The sequence below is a fragment of the Pseudarthrobacter sp. fls2-241-R2A-127 genome, from assembly GCF_030209355.1.
In the GTDB taxonomy this organism is placed as follows: Bacteria; Actinomycetota; Actinomycetes; order Actinomycetales; family Micrococcaceae; genus Arthrobacter.
In genome coordinates, this window is sequence record NZ_JARVSF010000051.1 from 1 (window position 1) to 19,170 (window position 19,170).

Genomic DNA, 19,170 nt, shown 5'->3' on the forward strand with positions numbered 1-19,170 from the left:
GCTTTACTTTAAAAGGCTTCTCACCCGTCCTACGCAATAGGACTTACTCATCTAGGTGTCCGATGAGTTTGGCTCATGACGATTGTCGAGCACTCTCCTGGAATCTTGTCTACACCCTGCTTGAGGATCGGGGCCTGGTTGGTGACGGGTTCTTCGTCGAGGAGTTCACCGGGATCCACTCCTGGGTGGACGGCCCCAACCGGCACACTATCGTCCACTCCCGGCAGGTGGCCGTACTGTTCGTGGATACGCGGCCCGTGGATGCCATCGCGTTTCATCACGAGTTGCTGGGCGCCGATGACCCGAAAAGCTGCTTCACGCTGTCCTCCTGAATTGACGTTGTAGCCTCGCCGGAGCAGGAGGGGGACCGCAGCTGGCCAATGCAGAGTCCAGGCAGTGCCTTATCGGCTTGCTGTGTCCTCCACGAACGAGACCAGCCCTGTGTATTGCTGGTAGAGCTTCACCGCATCGTCGATGTCGACGCGGCCGATGTCCAATGAGACAGAGAGGCCCGCGAGCTGGACGGCGCAGGTTTCCGCGGCGCTGACTTTGTCTGCGACCGCGCGGGATGTGGCGAAAGTGGTGGCAAGGGCCGCGGCGACGGAGAAAATCATTGCGAGCAGGCACAGCACCCGCCACACGACTGAGTCGTCGCCGAGCGAGAAGATGTCCGCCACGGCGTTACTGAATCCACTACCGCCAGCTGCAGGACCGGCAGTTAGCAGGGCAGCGACGGCGCTGCCGATGATGCTGATTGTAGAGAGCCTGTTCCGTCGGGGTCGTTCCTTGGCCAGGTATGCACGGAGGGCCTGCTGCTTTTCATCGATCCGGGTGGACAGTCGCTGCCGGACGTCCGGTGTTTCACTCATGATCTGCGCCAGCTTTCTCGCCGATACTAGGGTCCTGCGGCCGTGACCACTGCGGACAGCAATAGCATGCGCTTGGAGGGATGCCGTGTCCAGAGGTTGGTCGGGGAGGAGCTCGCTGGAATACTGGATGGGCGGGTCGACCCGCTGATGTCGTGGCCACTCCAGCTCCGGCCCGCCCTGGCCGACCCCGTCCAACTAATTCGTCGTGGCTCGTTCAACATCAAGCACAGCGGTTGCACAGCTTCCTCTCATCCAACAGTCAACTCATGTGCGGAGAATGGGTGTAACAACGAGCTAGGGGCTTCTGATGATCGACCATGACCGTGACACGCCAGGACGCTGGGGTGTGGCCAAGGGCAGCCGAGGGGGAGCGGCTTCTCCTTATGGGCGGGGCGCGTGGGTTGGGCCGGGGGCGAAGAGGTTCGGTGTTCCGGTCCTGATCGGTTCCGTGGTTGCTGCCGGGCTGCTTGGTGGTGCCGCAGGGGTCGAGTCCCGTGCCCAACCCGCAGGTGGTGGGGCTGTTGTTGCCTCCGGCCCGGCGGCTCCTACCCAGATCACTGTGAACAGTACGGACGGCCCCGCTTCGATCACTGCTGTGGCGCAGAAGGCGACGCCCGGGGTGGTGACCATTTCTGCCTCCTCAACTGCGGCCGCCGGGACGGGCTCCGGGATTGTCTTGGACAGCCAAGGTCACATCTTGACCAACACACACGTCGTGACACTTGACGGGCAGAGTGCCGCCGCGTCGATTGATGTCCGCACCAGTGACGGCAGTGTTTACCCGGGAACGATCGTGGGAATTGATCCGCTTTCGGATCTGGCCGTGGTGAAGATTGACGCGCCAAATCTGGTCCCGGCTGTCCTGGGGGATTCATCGAAAGTCAATGTCGGTGACACGGCCATTGCGATCGGGGCGCCATTGGGCCTTCAGGACACGGTGACTAACGGGATCATCTCGGCTCTGGGCAGGAGCATCAGTATCGCCTCGTCCGCCCCGCAGGCACCGGGAAGCTCGAATGGAAACAACGGCAGGCGCTACCGGTTCGCTCCGCCCAACGGCGTGGGTGGAAGTTCCCCGGCCGCGCAGGCGGACATCAGTCTTGACGTCCTGCAAACTGACGCAGCTGTGAACCCGGGAAACTCGGGAGGCCCTCTGCTGAACGCGCGGGGCGAAGTCATTGGTGTGAATGTTGCCATCGCCTCTGCCGGTGCCACGACTGCCGGAAGCCAGTCCGGCAGCATCGGTGTCGGGTTCGCGATCGAGATCAACAACGCCAAACGTATCGTTCAAGAGATTATCGCCAACGGATCCGCAACCCACGGCCAGCTGGGGGCGGCCGTGACGTCCCACCCGGCCGAAGCCGGTTCGCAATTCAACGTCGGTGCCGAGGTCACTACGGTCACCAGCGGGTCCGCTGCCGAGGCCGCCGGCATCCAAAAAGGTGACATCATCACCGGCATAAACGGGCGCTCTATCCAGGATGCCGATCAGCTGACCGCCGCGGTCCGGGACCAGCCCGGCGGCGCTTCCGTCAGGATTACCCTGCTCCGCGGCGGCCGGGATCAGCAAATGGATGTGAAGCTCGGAACGGCGCCAAAAACCTGATCACGCAGTAAGGTAACCGTTTATCAGTCGGAAATAGAATCGCTCTTGGTGCGGTGACGGATGCGCGCAGGTCTTCTCCGAGGGGCCATACGTTCGTCCATGGGAACACGTAGCGGTGCGTCCTGCCCTGTGGCTGGTTAGTAGTTTTGAAGGTTTGGCCGCATGCTTCCGGGGTATGTCGTCACTTAGGATTTTGTAGCGTATTCGAGCAGTTGAGTGGGAGTTCTGTGGCAGCCTCGTACAACGACAGGGGAGAAATATTCCCAGCGTTGCGTTCCTGGCGGTGGGCCGCGGCTGGTGCCGTGCTGTTCGTGGCCACGGTGGTGGCAGGAGATTTCATAAAATCGTCGGGGCCATCGGTCCCCGAGCTCGGTATTGACGCCGCCCTGAGCCGGGGCAGGGACACCGTCCTTCTTGCTCTGAGCGAGGCCATCCACTACGGTTTCGGACCTGTTGGGTCAACAACCTTGGTAGTTCTCATCTGCCTCTATCTGGCCTTTTTTAGACGCCGCCCTGTCCAATCGTTGGCCTTCGCCTTGGTCATCATCGGGGGATGGCTGGCGGCGACCTCAGCGAAAGTGCTGGTGGGCAGGCCACGCCCGCCTGCTGATGTCACTGACCCCATGATTATTGAAACGGGCAACAACAGCTTTCCTTCCGGGCATACCGCCTTCGCTGTCTCCTTGGCCCTTGCGGTCATTCTTGTGCTCACCGAGAGCAAGGTCCAACGGGCAATTGCCCTGGCGGGGGGCGCGCTTTTCGTAGCCCTTGTAGGGTTCTCCCGGATGTACCTCGGCGTTCACTACCTCAGCGACGTGATTGGATCGGTCTTCATTACCGCAGCCGGGGTTCTTGTTGTGCTGCCGTTGTGGAACCGCTTGCTGGGGCCGGCACTTCCTGGCACCCGTCCAATACGGGCGCTTCAGATCAGGGGGCGCGGACGAGAGGCGAGGGAACACAACCCGGAGGATTCAGCGACGGTACCTCCGCCGGACTAGGAATTGCCTATTGTCCGGCTTGGTAGACATCGCTGCTGAAGGCGTTTACGCCGGGTTCTGCGGCACCGGCGAGGCGGGGGAGGGAGAAGAAGTCCTCGATGCTGGCTAGCAGGCTGTAGTGGTTGTAGGGGCGGTCTGAGGTGGCGCCGGCAGCAGTGAACGGGGAGAGGACAAGGGCTCCGACTTTCCCTCCGCCTGTTCCTCCTGTCACACCGGTTGAGGGGCCAACGGTGCCGGCGTCGGTTTCGTCGAAGGTGACCACGAGCATCCCGTCCTTTTGGAACGCGGGGGACGCCAGGATCCCCGGGACCTCATTGTGCAGCCACTCATCAGCGGTTCCCAGGCCGCCGGGGGAACCGTCGGCGCAGGGGCTGTCGTGTCCGTCATGGCAGAGGTTCGGTGAGATGTAGGACAGGTTCGGGGTAGTCGCGACAGATTTCAGGTCCTGCTGAAGAGCGGAAAAGTTGACGTCGTTGGCGGCGCATCCGGCAGTGGAGGTGATGGAGCGGAAATAGACGAAAGGGTCATGACGGGTCGCGTACTGGTCGCCGGCGGTGGCCTTCTGGTTTTCGTCAGGGCTCCCAAGGAGCGGGTGCTGGCACGGGGTGGACATGTCTTCCATGTAGCCTTTCCAGGTTTTGCCGGCGTCGGTGAGCTGGCCGGCGACGGTGGGGACGTTGTCCGGGAAAACGCACCCCTCACCCTGCAATCTCCCCTGGGCGTCGGTGCCTGATGGCGTGAACTGGGTGTAGGCCGGGCAGTCCTGATCGGTGCGACTGTTGGGTGGCTGCCCGGAAATCTGAGCCAGATAGTTTGGCAGGGAATTATGGGCGATTCCGTAGTAATCGGTGAGAAGCGTCCCTTGCTGTCGCAGCGTCCTGGACAGGTAGGGTGCCGGGGAGTTCACTCCCCACACTTGGTCGTAGCCCTTGTTTTCAAGGTTGATGACAAAAACGTGCCCCGGCGTCCCTGCCCGCGCGGCTGGGGTCACCACGGTCGACGGTATAGCGACCGCGGATGGGGATGGGGAGGGTGCGCACCCTGCTGCCGCCACCGTCAAAAGGGCCAGCACCAGGAACACTCCCGGCAGATGCCATTGCGGCCGTCTCCTGGACGATCGTGCTGCCCGGGACATCTGGAAGGTCTTCATGGGCGCTCCTGGTGGCTGGGATACAGGGCTTGCCGATCCCGAAACTGTCGCACAGCGACTTAGGCAGCCACCCGGGAATCGTCTGGGAGTTCCCCCTGAAGCGGGGACGAGTGGGGACCGAGAGGCCTCAACGCCCGATGCACCCTCCCTGTGATCTCCTCATCCCTTCCCACCGAAAGGACGACGGACGCCATTCAGGATCTTTGGAGCCGCGCAGGAGATACTCGGTGGGTGGGCTATGAGCGGGGTATGAAGGGCCGGCTGAAGCCTATCGAGGTGGGTAGCGCCGCTGTTCTTGCGTCGGCCGCCGCTTCAGTAGTGGTCGTGGGGTCGCTGCTGCCCAGGGCGGGAATTTTGGAATTGTTGGCAGCCGTTCCGCTTGCCGTGTTGGCTCAGAGGCATCGTGGCAGGTCGATCATTGCTGGCGCAGCGGCTGGGTCCGTGGTGGCTTTTGTGGTCGGTGGGGTGGGCGCGGGAGCAGCGATCATTGCGTGTTCGGTGATGGGCGGGGTCGTGGGGTCCGTGAGTCGGCGCGGTCGGGGCTGGAAGACGGTGTTGGCCTTGGCCTTCGTGATCGGTCCTGCCTGCGGGATGGTGGCCGATTTTGTGCTGTGGGTTCTTGCCCCAGCTAGGGAGCTGGCCTTTGGCTCCCTGCGCAGTGCGGCGGCCGGTGCGGCCTCTGCCGTGGACACGGTTCCCGTGGCCCGGGTTCTGGCAGAGCAGGCGAAATCACTGCTTGATACCGTCCTTGGCTCGTGGCCGTTGTCGGTCGCCATGGGTGTCACCGCGTTCATGCCGGTCGGCATGCTCACGGTGTGGAAACTGCTGACCATGGTCCTGGCACGAGTCGATTGGGTGAGGGTCGAAGACCCGCTGGAAGTACAGGATCAGGACCTTTCCCCGAGCACACCGGGACCGCTCCTTTTGGAACTGTTCGACGTTCGGTACCGGTACCCGGGAGCCGGGACCGATGCGCTGAAGGGAGTCAGCCTGACGGTCGGGGAGCGGGAGTTCATTGTCTTGACCGGGGCCAACGGATCCGGGAAGTCCACGCTCGTCCGGGTTCTGGCCGGAGCAGTCCCGACCGCGGGTTCGGTGATGCGTCCAGGAGCGCCCGGCATCGGCGCCGTCGGCGGCACCGCGCTGATCCTGCAGAGACCGGAGGCCCAGGTGCTGGGGATCAATGTCGCGGAGGACCTGGCATGGGGCCTTCCAGACGGATTCGTCCCGGACACGGCCACGGTGCTGGCCGCCGTCGGTTTGGCCGGGATGGAACAGCGGCCCACCTCAGCCCTGTCCGGGGGGCAATTACAGCGCCTGGCCATAGCCTCGGCCTTGGTCCGCAAGCCTGCGTTGCTGATCTCAGACGAATCCACCGCCATGATCGACGCGGAGGGAAGAGGGAGCCTGCTCGAGCTCCTGGCGCAGCTGCCCCGGAAATTCCCCGTCACGGTATTGCACGTCAGTCATTCCGGTGTCGAGGCGTCCCGGGCGGACCGGGTTATCCACCTGGTGAACGGCAGGATTGCAGCGCCCGGCCCGGATTCTCCAGTCACCCATTCTGAGGCCCACCCAGGTAGCGGCAGCGCGTCCCACGTTGTCGCTCCGGAGGCGACAGGCAGAGCCCCGGTGTTGGAACTACAGGATGTGGGCCACACCTATGCGCCCGGGACCCCCTGGTCGCACGAGGCCCTGCGGCCGCTCAGCTTCGAACTCGGGGAGGGGGAAGGGCTGGCCATCACGGGAGAGAACGGTTCCGGGAAATCGACGTTGGCGTGGATTCTGGCAGGGCTGTTGCGGCCCGAACGCGGTGTTTGTCTCCTGGACGGGCGCCCGGTGGTTCAACAGCAGGGAGCGGTGGCTCTGGCGTTTCAGCATTCGCGGCTGCAGGTCCAACGCCCCACGGTGGGCCTGGACATCCTCGCGGCCGCCGGTCGGCACGTCCACCCCAAGGCAGGGCCCACAACCGACGATCGGGCGTTCGTAGAAGGGGCCCTGCACACGGTCGGATTACCTGCCGGGTTGGCCACGCGCAGTATCGAGGCGTTATCCGGTGGGCAACTCCGCCGCGTTGCCCTGGCAGGGCTGATCGCTGCGAAACCCAGGGTGCTTGTCCTTGACGAGCCACTCGCCGGCCTGGACCTCAGCAGCAGACGCCATCTCGGGCAAACACTGTCCCTGCTGCGCAACCGTGACAGCATGTCGCTGATCGTGATCTCCCATGACCTGGAGGATCTATGGGACGCCTGTCCACGCCGGATCGACCTGGGTGAACGGGTCTCCCAGAGGCAGGCACGGTGAAGGCCGGCGGCGGTCGCGGCCGTCCCCGGGGACCGGCCATCGGAGAGGTCCTGCTTCGACAACTACCAGGCCGGACAACGGTGCATGACTTGGCCGCGGAAACCAAACTGGCCTGCCTGCTGCTGATCACCATCGTCATGCTTGCTTGCCCGGGCTGGACAGCCACGGCTGCAGGGACCGGCCTGGTCCTGGCCGCGTCCCGCGCCGCACGCGTCCCGACTTCCGCGATTCCCCGTCTTCCGGGATGGGCCTGGGTTCTCCTCGCCGTAGGAGCAGCCACGTCATACCTGGGTCACGGCATCAGCCTTTATCTGCAGAGCATGCTCATCACCGGGATCCTGCTCGCCTGTGGGTCCATCGTCGCGTGGACCACCCCCGTAGCCCAGATCGCACCAGCCGTAGCCCGGCTCGCCAGCCCGCTGCGTACGGTCAAGGTCCCCGTAGACGAATGGGCACTCGTTTTAGGACTGTGCCTGCGAAGTTTTCCCTTGCTGCTCGAGGAGTTCCGGATAATGCTGGCCGCCAGACGCCTCCGCCGCACCCCACCGGCCCCGGCGTGGCGGGCCGGCACCGGAGTAATAGTAGATGTGGTCGATCTCCTCACCGTGACGACCGCAGTGTCAATCCGTCGCGCCGCCGAATTAGGCCAAGCCATCACCATCCGCGGCGGACTCCCAACGACCCGGCCCCAGACACTGCCACTAAAGAGAACAGATTGGTGGACTTTGTGTGGTGTCTCAACCCTCTGCATCCTCGTCGTCGTCGCAACGACCGTCGGGCTCAATCCGGCCTGACCTCCGGCCGCCGGATACACGTCAGTGCCAGAGCAGACGGCGATTCGCTCGACGCCATCACCTTCCACCACGACCTGCTGGGCGCCGACGACCCGGCCAGCTTCTTCACGCTGCCCGGTTAGCACAAACGCCGCCCGCGCCGTAGGTCCTTCCTCCGCGGCCGTTAGGAATGTATGCTCCCTCCATGGCAGAGGAGACCCAGTGGCTGGTGCCACCCCCGTCTCTTAGTCTGTCTGGCCGTGAGAAGTTCACCGGGATACCCGATACGACTGTCCAGGACTTCTGGCAGTTCGCCCTCGGCGACCTGCGGATGAACAACGCCCGCGGGTACTTGGCTGAGTTCCTCGTCGGCAAGGCGCTCGGGATCGGAGATCTGAAGCGAATCGAGTGGGACTCCTATGATCTGCTCTTCGGCGACATCACTGTCGAAATCAAATCATCGGCATACCTGCAGTCCTGGGAACAGAAGAAAATCAGTGCCTTGTCGTTTTCAGGGCTGCAGGGGATCCGCTCCCATCCCCGTGCACCGGGGGACGGGATGGACCCGGCGGGACGGCGCTTCAACGCGATGGTCTACGTTTTCTGCGCCCACACGGAGACCGACCACGCCAAGTACGACCAGCTGAACGTCTCCCAGTGGGAATTCCACGTCGTGCCTCGCAGCGTTTTGGCCGCCACCGGCCAGAAGAGCCTGGGCATAGCCAAAGTCCGGCAGCTTTCCGGTGGTCCGACCCCGTGGGCCCACCTGACGGACCGGGTCACGGCAGCCGCCGCGGACCAACGGCGGGACGACGACGCTCTGTGGTGGGAAACATAGGCTCGCGCCCCACGGGAAGTTATCCGCCAAGAGAACGCCAGCTGCTATCTACCGTCCCGCCACGCCTTCGGCCAGCTGGTCGGCCTGCACGGAGCAAAAGACCTGCCGCTGACGTCCCTTTCTGTCGATGACTCTGTGGAGCAGGGCGGCCTGACCGCCCTTTTGCGACAGTTACATTAGCAGTTTGTGAAGCAGCCCCCGGTCGTCAGGGTGTAGATGGGCCAGCAGAAGGCTGAAGTTAGGGACGATTTGTCCGCGTTTGAAGCCGTGGTTCTCGTACAGCCCGTCGGTCCAGGACATTCGGCCGGAGGCAAAGTCCAGCTCGAAGGTGCCGGCGGGGCAGGCGCCGTCGGATACCAAGGGAAACAGGTAGGTATCCAACTCCGGTGCCACAGGGTCCCCCATCCTTTTCAGCTAAATGTCCCGTCAAGTTTTGGCTGGTCAGGCCGGATTTCATTATGTGGGTGCCGACCCCGAGCACCGAAAAGACTGCAGGCGGCCGGCACAGGAAAGCCCCACCGCCGGGAAAATCCGGCGGCGGGGCTCAAGGCATCTGCCTGAATCCTGAGATCAGCGAGCATCAGCCACATCAGATCCAGGGACGTCGCGTTCTGCTACACGACGGCTCCTATCTTCTCCCCTTCAAGTGCCGGTCCCGGCCATTTCCCCTCAAGGAAGCATCAAGGTTGTCGAAGGTTTCACCAAGCCCCGAACCGGATACTGATGCGTCCCGACCGGCGAGGCCAGGTCTCACACCAACGGCAATCTTTAGCGACAATCCCAGCCCGGCTCCGCCTACAGGGCCTCGACCACGTCAAAATCATCCACCGGCCGACCGGTGCATACAGCCGCCGCGGACCGTACCGCCTGGGGGATCTCATCGAAGGCTTTCGCGTAGGCGAGTAGCTCGGGGAGCTCAAGGACCTCCAATTCGAACCATCCATCTCTCGCGGAGAGGATGCGCGTTGTGAGCTGCAACGTTTTCACCCTTTCTCTGAGATTGCTTGGATATGCACACTGCTGCCGGGTAGATCGTCGTACGGGGGAGTGGACGGCATCTCAGTACCGCGGTACCACCCTTCGTGAAGTTCGGTTCACGGCGCCCAAGTGCAACACGTGACGGTGAGCCGCGGCATTACTCCCGATGATTAGACGTCAGCCGATTCCGGCCGCTCCGAGCAACTGGCCTACGACAAATGTGAAGGCAAGGGCTACGGCGCCACCGATCACAACGCGCAGTGCGGCCCTGCCACGTGATGCGCCGCCCAGGTGGGCTCCCACCGCGCCGGTGATCGCCAAGGCCAGGAGCACGGCGAGGAAAGTAACCGGGATCCGCCACGCTTCCGGCGGCAGGAGTATGGCCAGCAAAGGCAGGATCGCGCCGAGGGTGAAGCTCACGGCTGAAGCGAACGCTGCATGCCATGGGTTGACGATTTCATCTTCGTCGGCACGCAGATCAACGGACAGGTGCGCTTGGAGCGCGTTTTGTGCAGTCAGTTCTTCGGCAACCCTGCGTGCGGTCGCCTCAGTGAGTCCCTGGCGACGGTAAGCACTGGCCAGTTCGGCCAGCATGTCCCGGGGCCGCTCGGCGAGGGCCCGGCGTTTGCGCGTGATGACCGCGCGTTGGCTGTCGCTTTGGCTGCTGACCGAGACGTACTCGCCTAAGGCCATCGATACTGCGCCCCCGACGAGCCCGGCCATTCCGGCGGTGAGGATGGGTCCCTGTGCAGTGGTCACGCTGGCGACGCCGACGACAATAGCGGCGACGGAGACGATTCCGTCGTTGGCCCCCAGAACGCCGGCGCGCAGCCAGTTCAGCCGGGAATTGAGGTCGTTGCCCTGCGCCTCGGCCTCAGCATGTACGTCAACAGAAGTTAGGTTTGCCATGACACCAAACAATCATCCAGACGGCCGCACCGCCACGAAGGAAAGCATTGCCTACGGAAGGTAAACCTCAACTAACATCCTCAGATGCGGTCCCGTTGCAGTGGCCGAGCAACGGTCGGACGGCTCCCAGTGTTGTGGAGAGGTAAGACGCACGGAGGTTGTGTCCACGGACCTCGTGGTGGCCCTTGTTCTCCTGCTGCGCGTGTGGAGGTGCGAGGCGTTACTGCTCCGTCATCCAACATGAACATAAGCTTGCTTATTAATCGTGAAAGTCGTTGGAAGGGTGGAAGGTGATGGATGTTTCCCGGCAAGATACGCCAGGCGACGCCTCGGCAGGAGTCAAGGGGGAGCTCACCGATGACCGGTTCGTCGGTGGTACGGATCTAGCCCGCTGGAAGAGCCCGGCGGGGAGGTGGTTGGCTTCGCGCGCCCAGCGTCTGAGCGTCCGTCTTGGCCCGCATGGCGCACTGATCCTGATCCTGGCCGTAGGAATCGGTTTCGCTTCTTTGCTGGCTTTTGCTACGGGGTCGGTGTACGAGGCGGTGACGGACGCCGATGGTGTGGCGGGACTGGACCACCCGGTCCTTGATGCAGCCATAAGCCTACGCAGCCCGGCGGTGGACGCCGCTGTGACGGCGTACACGGATGTGGGCGGGACTATCGGGATGCCCATCCTTGGCCTGATTGCGACCACCTGGTTAGCCGTTCGGCGCCGCTTCTGGACCCCGGTGATTCTCATCGTGACGGCCGCCGCCGGCTCTTTATTTATGACCATTGCCGGAAAGCAGTTGATTGGGCGCGCCCGGCCCCCGCTCAGCGATGCTGTCCCTCCGTATGAGTATTCGCCGTCATTTCCCAGCGGGCATTCGCTGAATTCGTTCGTGATCGCCGGGATCGTCGCCTACGTGATCATCCTTCGTGCCCGTTCGCGCCGGACCCGTGTCGTCACGGTTACGGTCGCAGCCTTGTTCGCCTTGACTATCGGGCTGAGTCGGGTGTTCTTGGGGCATCATTGGCTCTCGGATGTGCTGGCAGCGTGGACGCTCGGCGCCGCGTGGCTGACCTTGGTCATTACCGCCCACCGGCTTTACCTCACCGCCAGAAAGACAGAAGCACGCACGGCGGGTGGCAGCAGATGAGGCAGCGTCGTCGGGGCCGGTCCGTGGCTCCGTGCTGTTGGGCTCTCCGGCTGCCTCCTGTTGAACGCCGGATGCTCCTGATCTTTGAGGACGGGACCCATGGCATCTGATCGGAGGCGGAACACCACCTCTGCTAAAGCGCATTCGACCCCGCCCCCGGACGACGACCGGAAACCCGAGGCTCCGCCCCAGCTCAAAAGGCAATTCTGGAGTTACAGCATCAAACGGGCGATGCGGGAATTCGGCAAAGACCAGTGCCCGGACCTTGCTGCGGCTTTGACCTACCACTCGGTGCTCTCGGTGTTCCCGGCGTTGCTGATCCTGGTCTCGTTACTGGGGCTCATAGGGCAGGGAGAGGAGACAGCTTCGGCCCTGCTGGGAGTTGTTCGGAAGGTCGCGCCCGGCTCCGTGGACATCATCAAGGATCCCATCCAGCAGCTCACCCACGCCCCGTCCGCGGGGTTCGCCCTGATCGCCGGGGTTGTCGTGGCTCTGGTATCCGCCTCCGGCTACGTGGGAGCCTTTGGCAGGGCCATGAACCGGATTTATGAGATCGACGAAGGGCGTCCGGTGTGGAAGCTGCGTCCCACCATGATTGCCGTGACGCTGGTGGCTGTGTTTCTGGTAGCTGTCGTGGCACTCATGCTGGTGGTCTCCGGCCCGATAGCCGAGGCCGCCGGCAAGGCAATCGGCATAGGAGATGCCGGACTGGTGGTCTGGAACATCGCTAAATGGCCTGTGATTGTCGGGCTGCTCATCGTCGTGATAGCGATCCTGTACTACGTCACACCCAACGTCAAACAACCAAAATTCCGCTGGATCAGCGTGGGCTCACTGGTCAGCCTGGTCGTCTTTGCCCTGATTTCGCTCGTCTTCGCCCTTTACGTGGCCAACTTCAGCAACTACGACAAAACATACGGCACCATCGGCGGAGGAATAGTGCTCCTGCTGTGGGCCTGGATCTTGAACATGTCGTTGCTGTTCGGCGCCGAGTTGGATTCGGAGCTTGAACGCGCGCGCGAACTTCAGGGCGGCATCAAAGCCGAGGAGTGGATCCAACTGCCCCCACGCGATACGAAGCGAAGCGACAAGCTTCACGAAAAGGAGCAGGACGAGGTCGCCAAAGGCTGTTCCCTCCGCGAAGAATACGGTGAGCAGGACCCCGACGGAACCCCGCGGTCTCACTAACAAACCCTCGCTGGCACGGGCATTGCCTCTGGCGACACGTGCCCAGACTAGTGGATGAGACCGGATACGAGGTTGATGGTTGTTGCCAGCACGATGGCACCCAGGAGGTAGGACAGCAGGGCCTGGCGGAGGACGGTGCCGCGGATCGCGTGGGTTTTCAGGTCGGTGTCCGAAACCTGGAAGGTCATGCCGACGGTAAAGGACAGGTAAGCGAAGTCCAGGTATCGGGGAGGTGTGGATTCGTTGAAGTCCACACCGGCCTGGTCCCTGTAGTAGATGGACGCGTAGCGCAGGGCGAAGAGGGTGTGCACGAGGAACCAGGACAGGGCGACGCTGCCCAGGGCCATCGCCACGATGGCTGCCTTCGTCCCGCCCTGGGCGTTGGACGCGTCAATCAGGATTAAGCCCACGCCGGCGAAGCTTGCAATGGTTGCCGCCAGCACGAGCACATCAGAATATCCGCGGCCGGGGTCCTCCCTGCGGGCGTGCGCTGCCGTGTCGGCGGAGTCGAGATGCCCAATCACAACCCATACCCAGATCAGGTAGGTCACTGACGCGGCGGCCCACCCGATCGCGGGTGCGTAGGCCCAGCTCTTCAGCGTTCCGATCAGCACGGCGGTAACCAACCCGACGACGAGCATCACAACCAGTCTCAGGCGGGAATGATGCGACGTTGAGTCGAAGTCGTGTCGGTTGTCCCGGGAAGTGGCGACTGTTTTCATGACACCCATGATGACAGGTCGTCATTTCTACGCGGGCAACCCCGGGAAACTTTGAGGGGTGCATTGGCGCCGGAACCTATCCGGGCGACCTTCGCCTATGTCGCTTCAGAATCAAAGGGGGCTTGTTGGCCAGCGTCCAAGCGCCCGGCCGCGGCGGTCCGTGAAGCGGCAGCGGGAGCGGAACTCCTCCCGAGGCTACTGGGCTCGGAGCCTGGTTCGTCAGTGAGTGCGTCGCGGATGATTCTGCGTGGGTCGTACTGCCGCGGATCGAATCTATTCCAGTCCACGTCCTCGAAGCCCGGGCCCAGTTCCTCGCGCAACTGTTCCTGGGCCCCGGCAGCCATCCGCCGAACTTCCCGAATCAGAGTTGCGAGCTTGGCCGCGTACTCCGGCAGTTTATCGGGGCCCAGCACAAGGACACCGATTATGAGAAGGACAAAGAGTTTTTCCGCGTCGATACCGAACACATCATCATCGTACGGCCGCCGGAGATGCCGTACTCGCCGTAGCGGGCCGGTAGACAGCATGGGCCATAGGGCCACGCCAAAGGGCGACCGGGGGAACCCGGAGAACTGGTCAGGGTCGGACCGGAACAAGCCGTAAAGTGTGAGTGGTGACGAATCGACTGAAGCAGTGAGCGCAGAACAGGTCCTGGACGAGGCGAGCGACCCATCCCATGAACTTGCCGGGGCCGTGGTGCAGCGGGTGTTCTATACCGTTGATGCCGGTCCGTACGGGTCCTCGCCGGAGTTCAGTACCCGCGAGCAGGTCGTGACTTACGCCACGGAACGCAGTCGGGCCGGGGACTTCGGATCGATTCTGCCTGAAGGTGTGAGGGTCTACGTCTGCGTCGAATTCAGGCTCGCCTCGGGCCGTATTACGCACAGAACCGTGGAATCGTTCACCGTGACGGCTTGACTCATTTCAACACCCCTGCGGCGATTGCGGGCCCCGGATCGCAGATTCAAAGCCTGGATTGGGCCCCAGGCGGCGACTCCGCGTAACTGCCATGGACTCCGGTCTCGGCTGATTCGACAGCCGGGCCGGTTCGGGGCCTAGGAAACGGCGTACAACGCGACAGCTAGACCAGCCGCCATCAGTGCTTCACGGATACCTGTTAGCCGCGGCAACGCGTTTTGGCTGTTGCGTGGCGGGTGTGCGAATGTAGCCAGCAGCCAGCCGGTCGCGGCGAAGACCATAACCAAGCACCCGATCGCGTAACCCAGGACGGCGGCCAGCTGATGCACGGGATGATCTGTTGCCGATCCACCGCCGCGGGCGGCCGAAAACAGCACACAGACAGCCAATAAAGTCACCACGGCGCCGTAAAGGGCACGCAGCCGACCCCTGCCCGCCTGGGCGCGGGCGCGGAACCCTATGCTTGCCACGAACCACGCCAGTACAAGTGCGAGCGTCATTTCAAGCTGTCCCGCCGCTATCGGGGCCCAGCCCAGCCCTACCGCAGTCATGGCCAAAGCCAAAGCAACCGCCGCAACTGAATCCATCCGCGCGTAGACGCCCTTGGCCCGGAAGCCGGAACCAGCTGCCGACACGGCAGCAGCTCCAAAAAACACGAGCAGTACGGCCACGATCAGCCAGCTCCGAAACATACCAATCCTCTTTCCTGCCGCTTTCCGCTGAACCCCACCGGCAGTCATACCACTCCGACACGGGAAATTCCTGACCCGGCCGCGGGTGAACGGTTCACATGCTTCCCCGTTTTGCAGTCCGAGGGCCGCTGTTTTGAATGGATTCCGTCTATTCTGGACGGCATGTCACAGCGATGCGGTCAGGGCCCAGTTCGGGAACGGCGATGACCTCCGGGTTCAGCAGACGCTGCATCTCGGCGGTTGTGCTTGGTGCATCGACTCTCGCCGTAGCCCTTACTGGCTGCGTCGGCACCGGCGGCCACGCTGCGGCTCCTGCGCGTCAGCAGCAGAATCTGCCGTTACCGACGATGTCGCAGGTCCCCGGGCAGCTGGCGCCCGAACGCATCGTGATCATCGGTGATTCTCTCAGCACGGGGTACGGGACCGCACCGGAGGAAGCATGGCCCCGGCTGTTGGAGCAGGACTTGCGTTCACAGCGGCAGCGGCACCCCGTGGAGGTCATCAACGCTGCACAGGACGGGGCTGGCTATATTGCCGTCGGTGATGATGGAGGGGCCTTCGGTTCACAGATAAATGCCACGATTGACGCCTCGACGGACATCGTCGTCTTCTTCGGCTCGGACAACGATGCAGGCCAGGACCCCGGGGAGCTGAAATCGGCGATCACGGACGCACTTCAGGCAAGCAATAAATTGGCCCCTCATGCAACCCGCATCATGATCGGCCCGCTCACTGCTTTCGATTCCGTTCAATCGGATATTAAGATGATCCGTGATCAGGAGCGGGTAGCTGCCCACGAGGCAGGCATAGACTTTGTTGACCCTGTTGCGGAGCGATGGATACCCCACCCGGACTCTCCGCTTTTGGGTCCTGACAACGAACACCCGAGCAGCCAGGGACAGGAATTCCTGGAACAAAAAATAAAGGGGCTAGTGACAACGTTGAAAGGGCGCACCACGCCATCGCTTCCGAAGTCGCAACCAACCTCGTCACACCCTGTGTCCCCCGTCGCCGAGGCCACGAAGCGATCGTAGGCATATACCGGTGCTTCTTGGGAACCGAGAGCGGCACGCCGAAAAAATCCTCTCCGGCGCGCTAACCTGAAGCGGGAGCGGACTCAGCCGGCGCCAATTTCCGGGCACGAAAAAGTCGCGCCCCGTTCGCTGAGCGCGCCCTTCCCGTGATACCGGTCAGCCCTTGAAGGCGTCCTTGACCTTTTCGCCAGCCTGCTTGATGTCGCCCTTGGCCTGGTCAGCGTGGCCTTCGGTCCGCAGGCTCTCATCGCCCGTTGCCGCGCCGGCCGTCTCCTCGGCCTTTCCGCCTGCCTTCTCGGCAGCGTTTTCAATCTCGTCGCCCAATCCCATGGTGTTTCCTCCTCGGGTTCTGCAGCCGTTCGCATTCGGCTGCACCCATACTAAGCATGCTTAGGATCGGGATTGCAAGCCCGGGTCTCTACCTGGCGGCAGGGGTGCCGCTGTCAGGCCCCTGTCGGCCTGGCCAGCTTGGCGAGGCGCTCCCCAATCCTGCTGCCGACGCGGAGGGAGGCGGGACATGCCTCCCGCCAACGTTTCAGCACGGCGATCTCTTCGGCCTTCTGGCCCAGTTTCCGGTGGATGATGGCGGCCTGTTCGGTGTACCACGGTGCCGGCACCCCGCCGCGAGATGCCCCTTCGGCGGCCTCGATGGCGTTGTAGCAAAGGACCAGAGCTTCTGCGAGCCGGCCGTCACGTTTGAGCTGCTTGATGGGCTCCACGAGCTCCAGGTAATGGACACCGTCGACCATTCCGCTTCGGAACCGGGCAGCCCGGGTGCCACCCTCCTGCAAAGCCTCATGCAACATGGCAGTCTTCTGGGCATGTGAGTCGTTGATGCGTTCCCGGGAGGTCAGGGCCGGCGGGGCATCCGCGGTGTGTTCCCACACCGGCGCGCCGTCACCAAGCCAGACGTACGCCTTGGCCAGCAGCCGCTGCTCACGCAGGATGTGCAGCTGATAGGGGACCGGATGACTTACTCCAACCGGGAGGTGCACGTCCTGAAGGGCGTATGAGGGCAGGCACCCTACCTGCTCACCATCAACAAGGACGGCCACTGCCTGCTGATTGACCGGATTCGTCGGGTCGCGCTGCAGTTGTGCCTGGCCCTCGAGGTATCCCCGCGCCCCCAAGCCCTGGCGGTCGGCCAGGGCGGCAACGGCGTCCGCGGCGAACGTGGTCGTGCCTGCAACCTCAACACACGGGCTGTAGCCGATCGAGAGGGTCAGGGACCTGGGTGGCCGGGGCGTCGACGGGTCTTGAGCCGCCGGTGGTGCAGTGCTCTTTCCCCCGATGGCTCCACGAAGCCAAGAACCTACCCCCACCGAATTCCCCCGTCCTGATCTGCGGTTACGCCGCGCCACGACTCTTTCCCGGTTGCTGCCGTCATCTGCTGCGCTGGTAAGTCAGTCGTCTCCGCAGTTGGGGCAGGCGCCGGTCAAGGGCCTTTCCATGAAACACGACAGGCAGACGTCCCCCCCTCCGGCCACCCCACTCACGGCCCGGGGAGGTTGAGCCAGTCGACATTTCGGAGCATGTCTGGCACGGGGGGAGGGTCCGCATCTGCTCATCCGACGCCCGATACGGTGCCGGGCCGAGAATCGAGCCGTCTCTATCGCGTTCGAAGTGCGAGCAATCCTGATGGTGCCTTCGTCGGGACTGCCCCTGCTTTTGTTGACTCCATGACCTGCCCCAGGGATTAGTTATCCCGTGAAGAATGAGTTTCAGGCTGTTTGGGATGGGTTCTGGCAGTGTAGCTCGTGCTTGATCGTAGTCCGATAGTCGATCCCGGAATGGCGGCGTTGACGGTTGTAAAAGATCTCGATGTAGTCGAAGATCGCGTTGGCCAGATCGGTGCGGGTTTTCCAGCGTTTCCTGTTCAACAGCTCGATCTGCATGCTGGACCAAAAGGATTCCATCATCGCGTTGTCATACCCGTCCCCGATCGTCCCGAACGAAGGCATCAGGCCGGCGGAACGGATCTTGTTGGTAAATGCCCAGGATGTGGACTGGACGCCGTGGTCGGCATGGACGATTCCGCCGGGACCAGGGCGCCGGTTTCTAATGGCCATGTCCAGGGCATTGACGACCAGGGCGGAGTCCTGGCTGCTGTCGATCGACCAACCAACGATCCGGCGACTGAAGGTGTCCATCACGGCGCAGCAATAAACCTTGCCCTCCCTCGTCGGATGCTCGGTGATGTCCGTGACCCAGAGCTCGTTCGGCGACAGGCGGTGGAATTTACGGTGCACCAGGTCATCGCTGGTGGCGATGCCCCGCAGGCGTTTGACCTTCGCCGGCCCGGGAAGGCCGGCAATTCCGGCCACGCTCATCAGCTCCGCGACCAGATGCTCGCTGACGGTGACGTCCATGCCCCGGGTCAGTTCGGCATGGATCCGGCGGGAGCCGTAGGTGCCGCGGCTGGCGGTGTGGACTTCCCGGATGAGCCCGGTCAGCCATTGCCGGCGCATCCGTGTCGGTGACAGCGGCCTCTTCCGGTACTTGTAGTAGCCGGGACTGCTCACGCCAAGAAGCCGGCAGCAGACCTTCGCGGGGAACCCGGCACCGGTAAGTTCTCCGATCACCGGGTGGATTCTTTTGGGTCGGGCCGGCCCTCACCGAGCAGCTTTGCTGCACGCTTGAGGATCTCGACTTCCGTTTCCAGCTGACGGATCAGCTTCCTGGCTTTGGACAGCTCGGTGCTCTCCGGCGTCGTCAGTCCTGGCCGTTCGCCGCGGTCAATCTGGTCCTGACGGACCCAGTTGTGCAGGCCGCACTCGCTGATGCCCAGCTCGGTGGCCACTCGGCTGATGGGTTTGCCGGCCCGGACCAGGGCGACAGCCCGTGCGCGGAATTCCGGTGGATAGGGTCTTGGCATGTCTGAAAGCCTCTCAGCGAGAGCCAAAAACTCAAACCACTTCGGGTAACCAATCCCTGGGGCAGGTCAAGGAGTCAACAAAACCCGGGGCAGTCCCGGCCGTCTGATTCAGGAAGCGGCCTAGGTGTAATTCCCACTGAGGTTGTGAACGCGGCTGATGGGGGTTGTGCCTCCGATGCC

The 19,170-nt window shown here is 63.1% G+C and carries 20 protein-coding genes and 1 pseudogene; 10 read left to right on the top strand and 11 right to left on the bottom strand.

Going from position 1 to position 19,170, the window contains the following annotated elements; all coding sequences use genetic code 11:
- Positions 1-62 precede the first annotated feature (62 nt).
- On the top strand, positions 63-332 hold the full coding sequence (locus tag QRN53_RS21090; RefSeq protein WP_285245762.1) for a hypothetical protein: 270 nt from the start codon (positions 63-65) through the stop codon (positions 330-332).
- 69 nt (positions 333-401) lie between these two features.
- On the opposite strand, the gene QRN53_RS21095 is transcribed toward QRN53_RS21090, so the two are convergent.
- The gene (locus QRN53_RS21095) at positions 402-869 is read right to left on the bottom strand and encodes a hypothetical protein (RefSeq protein ID WP_285245763.1); all 468 of its coding nucleotides are present in this window, start codon (positions 867-869) and stop codon (positions 402-404) included.
- Between the two features lie 307 nt (positions 870-1,176).
- Between QRN53_RS21095 and QRN53_RS21100 the strand changes: the two genes are divergently transcribed.
- Both QRN53_RS21100 and QRN53_RS21105 read left to right on the top strand, forming a co-directional pair.
- The gene (locus QRN53_RS21100; protein WP_285245764.1) at positions 1,177-2,475 is read left to right on the top strand and encodes a S1C family serine protease; all 1,299 of its coding nucleotides are present in this window, start codon (positions 1,177-1,179) and stop codon (positions 2,473-2,475) included.
- A 227-nt stretch (positions 2,476-2,702) separates the two neighbouring features.
- Positions 2,703-3,473 (top strand): phosphatase PAP2 family protein, encoded by a 771-nt coding sequence (locus tag QRN53_RS21105; RefSeq protein WP_285245765.1) that lies wholly within the window; start codon positions 2,703-2,705, stop codon positions 3,471-3,473.
- 7 nt (positions 3,474-3,480) lie between these two features.
- Here QRN53_RS21105 and QRN53_RS21110 read toward each other — a convergent pair whose 3' ends face one another.
- Complete coding sequence (locus QRN53_RS21110) at positions 3,481-4,467, bottom strand: alkaline phosphatase family protein (protein WP_285245766.1); 987 nt, start codon at positions 4,465-4,467, stop codon at positions 3,481-3,483.
- A 711-nt stretch (positions 4,468-5,178) separates the two neighbouring features.
- Between QRN53_RS21110 and QRN53_RS21115 the strand changes: the two genes are divergently transcribed.
- The 3 genes from QRN53_RS21115 to QRN53_RS21125 all read left to right on the top strand — a co-directional run bounded on the left by QRN53_RS21115 (position 5,179) and on the right by QRN53_RS21125 (position 8,535).
- Positions 5,179-6,924 (top strand): ABC transporter ATP-binding protein, encoded by a 1,746-nt coding sequence (locus QRN53_RS21115; protein WP_285245767.1) that lies wholly within the window; start codon positions 5,179-5,181, stop codon positions 6,922-6,924.
- 80 nt (positions 6,925-7,004) lie between these two features.
- Entirely contained in the window at positions 7,005-7,718 is a 714-nt protein-coding gene (locus tag QRN53_RS21120) for an energy-coupling factor transporter transmembrane component T (protein ID WP_285245768.1), read from the top strand.
- 184 nt (positions 7,719-7,902) lie between these two features.
- The gene (locus QRN53_RS21125) at positions 7,903-8,535 is read left to right on the top strand and encodes a hypothetical protein (protein ID WP_285245769.1); all 633 of its coding nucleotides are present in this window, start codon (positions 7,903-7,905) and stop codon (positions 8,533-8,535) included.
- Between the two features lie 171 nt (positions 8,536-8,706).
- Here QRN53_RS21125 and QRN53_RS21130 read toward each other — a convergent pair whose 3' ends face one another.
- The 3 genes from QRN53_RS21130 to QRN53_RS21140 form a co-directional block, all read right to left on the bottom strand.
- On the bottom strand, positions 8,707-8,928 hold the full coding sequence (locus QRN53_RS21130) for a hypothetical protein (RefSeq protein ID WP_285245770.1): 222 nt from the start codon (positions 8,926-8,928) through the stop codon (positions 8,707-8,709).
- A 402-nt stretch (positions 8,929-9,330) separates the two neighbouring features.
- A complete protein-coding gene (locus tag QRN53_RS21135; RefSeq protein WP_285245771.1) occupies positions 9,331-9,513 on the bottom strand; it encodes a hypothetical protein in 183 nt (60 codons plus the stop codon).
- A 177-nt stretch (positions 9,514-9,690) separates the two neighbouring features.
- On the bottom strand, positions 9,691-10,422 hold the full coding sequence (locus QRN53_RS21140; RefSeq protein ID WP_285245772.1) for a VIT1/CCC1 transporter family protein: 732 nt from the start codon (positions 10,420-10,422) through the stop codon (positions 9,691-9,693).
- 293 nt (positions 10,423-10,715) lie between these two features.
- Between QRN53_RS21140 and QRN53_RS21145 the strand changes: the two genes are divergently transcribed.
- Together QRN53_RS21145 and QRN53_RS21150 are read left to right on the top strand one after the other, a co-directional pair.
- A complete protein-coding gene (locus QRN53_RS21145; protein ID WP_285245781.1) occupies positions 10,716-11,561 on the top strand; it encodes a phosphatase PAP2 family protein in 846 nt (281 codons plus the stop codon).
- A 99-nt stretch (positions 11,562-11,660) separates the two neighbouring features.
- Positions 11,661-12,749 carry a YihY/virulence factor BrkB family protein gene (locus QRN53_RS21150; protein ID WP_285245773.1) on the top strand — a complete coding sequence of 363 codons (1,089 nt, stop codon included), beginning with the start codon at positions 11,661-11,663 and terminating at the stop codon, positions 12,747-12,749.
- Positions 12,750-12,796: 47 nt separating this feature from the next.
- On the opposite strand, the gene QRN53_RS21155 is transcribed toward QRN53_RS21150, so the two are convergent.
- On the bottom strand, positions 12,797-13,471 hold the full coding sequence (locus QRN53_RS21155; RefSeq protein ID WP_285245774.1) for a DUF1345 domain-containing protein: 675 nt from the start codon (positions 13,469-13,471) through the stop codon (positions 12,797-12,799).
- Between the two features lie 95 nt (positions 13,472-13,566).
- Positions 13,567-13,938 carry a sec-independent translocase gene (locus tag QRN53_RS21160; RefSeq protein WP_285245775.1) on the bottom strand — a complete coding sequence of 124 codons (372 nt, stop codon included), beginning with the start codon at positions 13,936-13,938 and terminating at the stop codon, positions 13,567-13,569.
- A 166-nt stretch (positions 13,939-14,104) separates the two neighbouring features.
- Here QRN53_RS21160 and QRN53_RS21165 point away from each other — a divergent pair, with 166 nt between their 5' ends.
- Positions 14,105-14,389: a hypothetical protein gene (locus tag QRN53_RS21165; RefSeq protein ID WP_285245776.1), complete on the top strand. Its 285-nt coding sequence runs from the start codon at positions 14,105-14,107 to the stop codon at positions 14,387-14,389.
- Positions 14,390-14,526: 137 nt separating this feature from the next.
- Here the strand turns inward: QRN53_RS21165 and QRN53_RS21170 are convergent, their stop codons facing one another.
- Complete coding sequence (locus tag QRN53_RS21170) at positions 14,527-15,129, bottom strand: hypothetical protein (protein WP_285245777.1); 603 nt, start codon at positions 15,127-15,129, stop codon at positions 14,527-14,529.
- A 155-nt stretch (positions 15,130-15,284) separates the two neighbouring features.
- On the opposite strand from QRN53_RS21170, the gene QRN53_RS21175 reads away from it, so the two are divergent.
- Positions 15,285-16,115 carry an SGNH/GDSL hydrolase family protein gene (locus QRN53_RS21175; RefSeq protein ID WP_285245778.1) on the top strand — a complete coding sequence of 277 codons (831 nt, stop codon included), beginning with the start codon at positions 15,285-15,287 and terminating at the stop codon, positions 16,113-16,115.
- 156 nt (positions 16,116-16,271) lie between these two features.
- Here QRN53_RS21175 and QRN53_RS21180 read toward each other — a convergent pair whose 3' ends face one another.
- The 3 genes and pseudogenes from QRN53_RS21180 to QRN53_RS21190 form a co-directional block, all read right to left on the bottom strand.
- Entirely contained in the window at positions 16,272-16,445 is a 174-nt protein-coding gene (locus QRN53_RS21180) for a CsbD family protein (protein WP_285245779.1), read from the bottom strand.
- A gap of 113 nt (positions 16,446-16,558) precedes the next feature.
- Positions 16,559-17,437 (bottom strand): hypothetical protein, encoded by an 879-nt coding sequence (locus tag QRN53_RS21185; protein WP_285245780.1) that lies wholly within the window; start codon positions 17,435-17,437, stop codon positions 16,559-16,561.
- 399 nt (positions 17,438-17,836) lie between these two features.
- Positions 17,837-18,990 (bottom strand): annotated as a pseudogene (locus QRN53_RS21190) (IS3 family transposase).
- Positions 18,991-19,170: the final 180 nt, after the last annotated feature.